At 55.8% G+C, this 6865-nt stretch carries 8 protein-coding genes and 4 tRNA genes; all 12 read left to right on the forward strand.

The genetic code is table 11. The annotated features are described in order from the left end of the window. The first annotated feature begins 1 nt into the window (after position 1). The 12 genes from cydX to CYR32_RS04435 all read left to right on the forward strand — a co-directional run bounded on the left by cydX (position 2) and on the right by CYR32_RS04435 (position 6864). A complete protein-coding gene (cydX, locus tag CYR32_RS04380; RefSeq protein ID WP_101822928.1) occupies positions 2-115 on the forward strand; it encodes a cytochrome bd-I oxidase subunit CydX in 114 nt (37 codons plus the stop codon). A 225-nt stretch (positions 116-340) separates the two neighbouring features. Further along, positions 341-745 carry a tol-pal system-associated acyl-CoA thioesterase gene (gene ybgC, locus CYR32_RS04385; protein ID WP_101822930.1) on the forward strand — a complete coding sequence of 135 codons (405 nt, stop codon included), beginning with the start codon at positions 341-343 and terminating at the stop codon, positions 743-745. Then, entirely contained in the window at positions 742-1428 is a 687-nt protein-coding gene (gene tolQ / locus CYR32_RS04390; RefSeq protein ID WP_101822932.1) for a Tol-Pal system protein TolQ, read from the forward strand. Before ybgC ends, tolQ begins: the two co-directional genes overlap by 4 nt. Positions 1429-1442: 14 nt before the next feature. Beyond that, a complete protein-coding gene (gene tolR, locus CYR32_RS04395) occupies positions 1443-1868 on the forward strand; it encodes a colicin uptake protein TolR (RefSeq protein WP_101818040.1) in 426 nt (141 codons plus the stop codon). A 106-nt stretch (positions 1869-1974) separates the two neighbouring features. Beyond that, positions 1975-3336, forward strand: coding sequence for a cell envelope integrity protein TolA (gene tolA / locus CYR32_RS04400; protein ID WP_101822994.1), 1362 nt, complete (start codon positions 1975-1977; stop codon positions 3334-3336). A 129-nt stretch (positions 3337-3465) separates the two neighbouring features. Further along, positions 3466-4758 carry a Tol-Pal system beta propeller repeat protein TolB gene (gene tolB, locus CYR32_RS04405; protein WP_101822933.1) on the forward strand — a complete coding sequence of 431 codons (1293 nt, stop codon included), beginning with the start codon at positions 3466-3468 and terminating at the stop codon, positions 4756-4758. A 44-nt stretch (positions 4759-4802) separates the two neighbouring features. Beyond that, a complete protein-coding gene (gene pal, locus CYR32_RS04410; protein WP_101822934.1) occupies positions 4803-5327 on the forward strand; it encodes a peptidoglycan-associated lipoprotein Pal in 525 nt (174 codons plus the stop codon). A 9-nt stretch (positions 5328-5336) separates the two neighbouring features. Further along, on the forward strand, positions 5337-6125 hold the full coding sequence (cpoB, locus tag CYR32_RS04415; protein ID WP_101822936.1) for a cell division protein CpoB: 789 nt from the start codon (positions 5337-5339) through the stop codon (positions 6123-6125). A gap of 171 nt (positions 6126-6296) precedes the next feature. After that, positions 6297-6372 (forward strand) — tRNA-Lys (locus tag CYR32_RS04420). Positions 6373-6525: 153 nt separating this feature from the next. Continuing rightward, positions 6526-6601, forward strand: a tRNA-Lys gene (locus tag CYR32_RS04425). Between the two features lie 71 nt (positions 6602-6672). Next, positions 6673-6748, forward strand: a tRNA-Lys gene (locus tag CYR32_RS04430). A gap of 43 nt (positions 6749-6791) precedes the next feature. Further along, positions 6792-6864 (forward strand) — tRNA-Lys (locus CYR32_RS04435). The last annotated feature ends 1 nt before the right edge of the window (position 6865 follow it).

Below are 6865 nucleotides of genomic sequence, written 5' to 3' on the forward strand. Positions count from 1 at the left end.
GATGTGGTATTTCGCCTGGATTCTCGGCACCTTGCTGGCATGCGCCTTCGGCATCATCACCGCCCTGGCGCTGGAGCACCACGAGGCAGTGGACGCGGCCAAAAACAGCCGCTGACGCGGTGAGTGATGAAGTAAAAAAAGGGGCCGTTTATGGCCCCGTTTTGCTTTTGGGCGGCGTTTAAAACCGGCCGGGTAATAAACTTTTTTTGCTAATAATTTACATTAATTTATAGCGCCCTGACTGGACCCATAATTATTTCTCTGTAACTCTGGCAACCCATTCCCAACCTGAATCCCATTGCGTATAGTAAGCGCGTTTAATTGCATTACGGGATGTAGAGTGAGTAATTCGTTGTTCCGATGGCCGGTTCGTGTCTACTACGAAGATACAGATGCGGGTGGCGTGGTCTATCACGCTCGCTACGTTGCCTTTTATGAAAGAGCGCGCACAGAAATGCTGCGCCAACACCATTTTCATCAACAGCAATTGTTGGCTGAACATGTCGCGTTCGCCGTCCGCCGTATGACGGTGGAATACATTGCGCCTGCACGTCTGGATGATTTGCTGGAAGTGCAGAGTGAAATCATCGCGCTGCGCGGCGCCTCGCTCACGTTTGCTCAAAAAATCTTCGATGCGCAGGGGGCGCTTCTGAGCAGTGCAGAAGTCCTGATCGCCTGCATCGACCCACACCAAATGAAGCCGATAGCGCTTCCCAAGTCTATTGTCGCGGAGTTTAAGCAGTGACTGACATGAACATTCTTGATCTCTTTTTGAAAGCCAGCCTGTTGGTTAAGCTTATCATGCTGATTTTGATAGGCTTTTCGGTGGTTTCCTGGGCTATCATCATCCAGCGCACGCGCATCCTGAATGCGGCCACCCGCGATGCGGAAGCGTTTGAAGATAAATTCTGGTCCGGGATTGAGCTTTCCCGCCTGTACCAGGAGAGCCAGACGCGCCGTGACGCCCTGACCGGCTCTGAGCAGATTTTCTACGCAGGTTTTAAAGAGTTTGCCCGGCTGCACCGCGCCAATAACCACGCACCGGAAGCGGTGATCGAGGGGGCCTCGCGTGCGATGCGCATCTCCATGAACCGCGAGCTGGAGACGCTGGAAACCCATATCCCGTTCCTCGGCACGGTTGGCTCTATCAGCCCTTATATCGGCCTGTTCGGCACCGTTTGGGGCATCATGCACGCCTTTATCGCGCTTGGCGCAGTCAAACAGGCCACCCTGCAGATGGTCGCCCCGGGGATCGCGGAAGCACTGATCGCGACCGCTATCGGCCTGTTCGCCGCGATTCCGGCCGTCATGGCCTACAACCGGCTCAACCAGCGCGTGAACAAACTGGAACAGAACTACGACAACTTCACGGAAGAGTTCACCGCTATTCTGCACCGTCAGGCATTCTCCAGCGAAAACAGCAAATAAGGTAGGGGGAGAGCATGGCACGTGGTCGTCGCGGTCGCCGCGAACTGAAATCGGAAATCAACATTGTTCCCCTGCTCGACGTGTTGCTGGTGCTGTTGCTGATCTTTATGGCGACGGCACCCATCATCACCCAGAGCGTGGAAGTTGATCTGCCGGACGCAACAGATTCCAAAGCCGTCTCCAGCAATGACAATCCGCCGGTTATCGTGGAAGTCTCCGGGGTCGGCCAATATACCATCGTGGTCGATCACCAGCGGATGGAGCAACTGCCGGAGCAGCAGGTCATTGCTGAGGCAGCCGATCGGATGAAGACCAACCCTAAGACGGTATTCCTGATCGGGGGCGCAAAAGATGTGCCGTATGATGAAATTATTAAGGCATTGAATATGCTGCACCAGGCGGGTGTCACCTCGGTCGGTTTAATGACCCAGCCTATTTAACACCAGGCCGGCCCCGGTGCCGGCCCTTATTATCCGGGTTTTCAACGCGCAGGGAGAGGGCGGTTGAAAACCTTGTTTTTTGGTAATCCTGTTTTGGGAATCTATTGTGGTAAAGGCAACTGAGCAAAACGATAAGCTAAAACGCGCCGTTATTGTTTCGGTGGTGCTGCACATCATATTGATTGGCCTGCTGATCTGGGGCTCGCTCACCGAGGATATGTCCATGAGCGGCGGTGGCGGCGGTGAAGATGGCGGCAGCGCAATTGATGCCGTCATGGTCGATCCGGGTGCCGTGGTTCAGCAATATAACCGCCAGCAGCAGCAGCAAACCGATGCCCAGCGTGCGGCCCAGTTACGCCAGAAAAAGGCCGAACAGCAGGCGGAAGAGTTGCAACAGAAGCAGGCTGCTGAGCAGCAGCGCCTGAAAGCGCTGGAGAAAGAGCGCCTTGCCGCTCAGGAAGCCCAGCAGAAAGAAGCCCAGGCCCTGGCGGAGCAGCAGAAGCAGGCGCAAGCGGCTGCGGCTAAAGCGCAGGCCCAGCAGAAACAGGCCGAAGCTGCCGCTGCACAAGCGAAAGCAGAGGCGGAAGCGGCCGCCGCGCAGGCCAAAGCCGAGGCAAAAGCCCAGGCCGATGCCGCGAAACAGGCGGCTGAGCAGGCGAAGAAAGAGGCCGCCGCGGCGGCTGCCGCGGCTAAAAAGCAGGCAGCAGACGAGGCGAAGAAAGCCGCTGCGGAAGCGAAGAAACAGGCTGAGGCCGAGGCGAAGCAACAGGCCGCAGAAGAGGCGAAGAAAGCCGCCGCAGAAGCGAAAAAACAGGCAGAAGCTGAGGCCAAAAAAGCCGCGGAAGCCGAAGCGAAGAAAGCCGCAGAGGCCGAAGCGAAGAAAGCGGCGGCGGCCGAAGCCAAAAAACAAGCGGCGGAAGAGGCCAAACAGGCCGCAGCTGAAAAAGCAGCCGCCGAAAAAGCGGCGGCAGAGAAAGCGGCGGCTGCTGAAAAAGCCGCTGCCGCGAAGAAAGCCGCAGCCGATGCCAAGAAAAAGGCCGCCGCGGAAGCTGCCAAGCAGAGTGATGATGTGGACGACCTGTTCGGCGGGCTGGCCTCATCGAAAAATGCCCCGAAATCGGGTGGGGCTGCCAGCGGTAACGCGGCGGGTGCTGCCGGGGCGGCAGGGCAGGGCAAGAACAAGAACAGCGGGGCCTCGGGGGCGGACATCGCCAGCTACGGCAGCCAGATTCAGGCCGCGATCCAGAGTAAGTTTTATGATGCCCAGCTGTACAAAGGCCGTACCTGTACGCTGCGCATCAAGCTGGCCCCGGATGGCCTGTTGATTGACGTTAAACCGGAAGGGGGCGACCCGGCACTCTGCCAGGCGGCCGTGGCTGCCGCCAAGCAGGCGCGCATTCCGAAGCCGCCGAGCAAGGATGTATACGAAGTATTTAAGAATGCGCCGTTGGACTTCAAGCCACGTTAAGCGCATAACGCAGCAAGTTTTAAGACTTTTACTATAGTTTCACGGGTAATGTTCTAGTTTTGTGTGCGTTGGTTAGTTAAAATTCTGCTAAATTATCGCGGGCAGAACCGTCCAGATAAGGGAGAGACAATGAAGCAGGCATTTCGAGTAGCGATGGGCCTTTTGATGTTGTGGGCCACCGTTCTCCATGCGGAAGTCCGCATTGAGATTACCCAGGGTGTGGATTCTGCGCGCCCGATTGGCGTCGTGCCGTTTAAATGGGCCGGTCCGGGCAGTGCGCCGGAAGAGATCGGGGCGATTGTTGGGGCGGATCTGCGCAACAGCGGCAAATTCAACCCGATTGATGCGTCACGTATGCCGCAACAGCCTTCCAGCGCGGCGGAAGTTACGCCGGCATCCTGGACAGCGCTTGGTATTGACGCCGTGGTCGTAGGGCAGATTCAGCCCGATGCAGGCGGCAACTACCTGGTCTCTTACCAGCTGGTCGACACCTCCGGTGCGCCGGGTACGGTGCTGGCCCAGAACCAGTATAAAGTCACCAAGCAGTGGCTGCGCTATGCGGCGCACACCGCCAGTGATGAAGTCTTTGAGAAGCTGACCGGCATCAAGGGCGCGTTCCGCACCCGTATCGCCTACGTCGTGCAGACCAACGGCGGCCAGTTCCCGTATGAGCTGCGCGTCGCGGACTACGACGGTTACAACCAGTTCGTGGTTCACCGTTCGCCGCAGCCGCTGATGTCCCCGGCCTGGTCGCCGGACGGCACCCGCCTGGCGTACGTGACCTTTGAAAGCGGCCGTTCTGCGCTGGTGGTCCAGACCTTGTCTAACGGTGCCATCAAACAGATCGCGTCGTTCCCGCGCCACAACGGTGCGCCGGCCTTCTCGCCGGACGGCAGCAAGCTGGCGTTTGCGCTCTCCAAGAGCGGCAGCCTGAATCTTTATGTGATGAACCTCGGTTCCGGCCAGATCAGCCAGGTGACCGACGGGCGTAACAACAACACGGAGCCGACCTGGTTCCCGGACAGCCAGAGCCTGGCCTTTACCTCTGACCAGGGCGGCCGTCCGCAGCTGTATAAAGTAAGTATTAATGGCGGTGCGCCGCAACGCCTGACCTGGGAAGGTTCTCAGAATCAGGATGCTGACGTCAGCAGTGACGGCAAATTCCTGGCAATGGTGAGTTCCAATGGTGGCGCGCAACACATCGCTAAACAAGATCTGGAAACGGGAGCCGTCCAAACGTTGACGGACACGTTCCTGGATGAGACGCCTAGTATCGCACCGAATGGCACCATGGTGATTTACAGCTCCACGCAAGGGCTGGGTTCCGTGTTACAGCTGGTCTCGACTGATGGGCGTTTCAAAGCGCGTCTTCCGGCAACCGATGGACAGGTCAAATTCCCTGCCTGGTCGCCGTATCTGTGATGCATGTGTAAATATGTATGGCAAACAATAAAAGGATCAAAGAGATGCAACTGAATAAAGTGCTGAAAGGGCTGATGCTGGCATTACCGGTTATCGCTATCGCTGCATGTAGCTCTAACAAAAGCGCAAACAATGACCAATCTGGCATGGGCGCCGGCGGCACTGGTATGATGGAAAACGGCAGCGCGGGCGCAGGCAACATGTCGTCTGACGAGCAAGCGCGTCTCCAGATGCAAGAGCTGCAGCGGAACAACATCGTTTACTTCGACCTGGACAAGTACGACATCCGTTCTGACTTCGCTCAAATGCTGGATGCACACGCAGCCTTCCTGCGCAGTAACCCGTCTTACAAAGTGACCATCGAAGGTCACGCGGACGAACGTGGTACGCCGGAATACAACATCTCCCTGGGTGAGCGTCGTGCTAACTCTGTGAAAATGTACCTGCAAGGCAAAGGCGTGTCTGAAGACCAGATCGCCATCGTCTCTTACGGTAAAGAGAAACCTGCTGTACTGGGCCATGACGAGTCGGCTTACGCCAAAAACCGTCGTGCCGTACTGGTATACTAAGAGAATCGCATGAGCAGTAACTTCAGACATTCTTTATTAAGTCTGGCGTTACTGGTTGGCGTAGCGGCCCCCTGGGCCGCTACTGCCCAGGCGCCAATCAGTAATGTCGGCTCTGGCTCGGTGGAAGACCGCGTCACGCAGCTTGAGCGTATCTCCAACGCTCACAGTCAACTTTTAACCCAGCTCCAGCAACAGCTTGCTGATTCCCAACGTGATGTGGACTCCCTGCGTGGCCAGATCCAGGAGAACCAGTACCAGCTTAATCAGATTGTCGAACGGCAAAAGCAGATCTACCAGCAGATGGACAGCCTGAGCAGTCAGGGTGCCGCAGCAGCGCCTGCACCGGCTGCTGATGCAGGTGCGGCGGCGACTGCCCCGTCATCCTCTGCGGCAGATACGGCGTCTGCGCCGGCCAGCAGTGGGGATGCCAACACCGATTACAACAATGCGGTGTCACTGGCGCTGGAGAAGAAACAGTACGATCAGGCGATCAGCGCCTTCCAGGCGTTTATCAAGCAGTACCCCGATTCCACTTACCTGCCGAATGCCAACTACTGGCTGGGGCAGTTGTATTACAACAAAGGTAAGAAGGATGATGCGGCCTACTATTACGCCGTTGTGGTAAAAAACTTCCCTAAATCCCCAAAAAGTGCTGATGCGATGTTTAAGGTCGGCGTGATCATGCAGGATAAAGGGCAGAAAGATAAAGCCAAAGCGGTGTACCAACAGGTGCAGAAACAGTACCCGAATACGGATGCTGCCAAGCAATCGCAAAAGCGTCTTTCCACGCTCGGCTAGCGCTTTGCGCCCAGAAATTGGTCATTTCGCATGGTTTCTGGGCGTGAACGCGCGAAGAACAAGCAGTTAACCCTTTTATTCAGAAATAGGGGTTGCACTGCCAAGATAAATTAGTAATATATGCCGCCGTTGCCAAGACAACTGTAAAACGTTAAGGCAGCAAGGAATTATGGGTCGTTAGCTCAGTTGGTAGAGCAGTTGACTTTTAATCAATTGGTCGCAGGTTCGAATCCTGCACGACCCACCATCATTCAAAGAAGATGTTGGATGTAAGGAAGTGAAGGATAACAACGCGCAAGCGTTGGCCCGAAGGGCGAGGCCAGAGGCCGAGTCATCCTGCACGACCCACCATCATTTTGTCATTGATGTTGGGCACATGATTCCGGTAGTACCGCTCAGCGGGTCGTTAGCTCAGTTGGTAGAGCAGTTGACTTTTAATCAATTGGTCGCAGGTTCGAATCCTGCACGACCCACCATATTTTAAAGATGGCGGTAATGTAGAAGTAAGTAGAAGTAAGTAGAAGTAAAGAAATACGCAGTATCTGATGGGTCGTTAGCTCAGTTGGTAGAGCAGTTGACTTTTAATCAATTGGTCGCAGGTTCGAATCCTGCACGACCCACCATCAGAACGTACCGTAGTAAAAGAGAAAATCCGCAGTACCCGATGGGTCGTTAGCTCAGTTGGTAGAGCAGTTGACTTTTAATCAATTGGTCGCAGGTTCGAATCCTGCACGACCCAC

This window comes from Chimaeribacter coloradensis (assembly GCF_002858715.1).
GTDB classification, from domain to species: domain Bacteria; phylum Pseudomonadota; class Gammaproteobacteria; order Enterobacterales; family Enterobacteriaceae; genus Chimaeribacter; species Chimaeribacter coloradensis.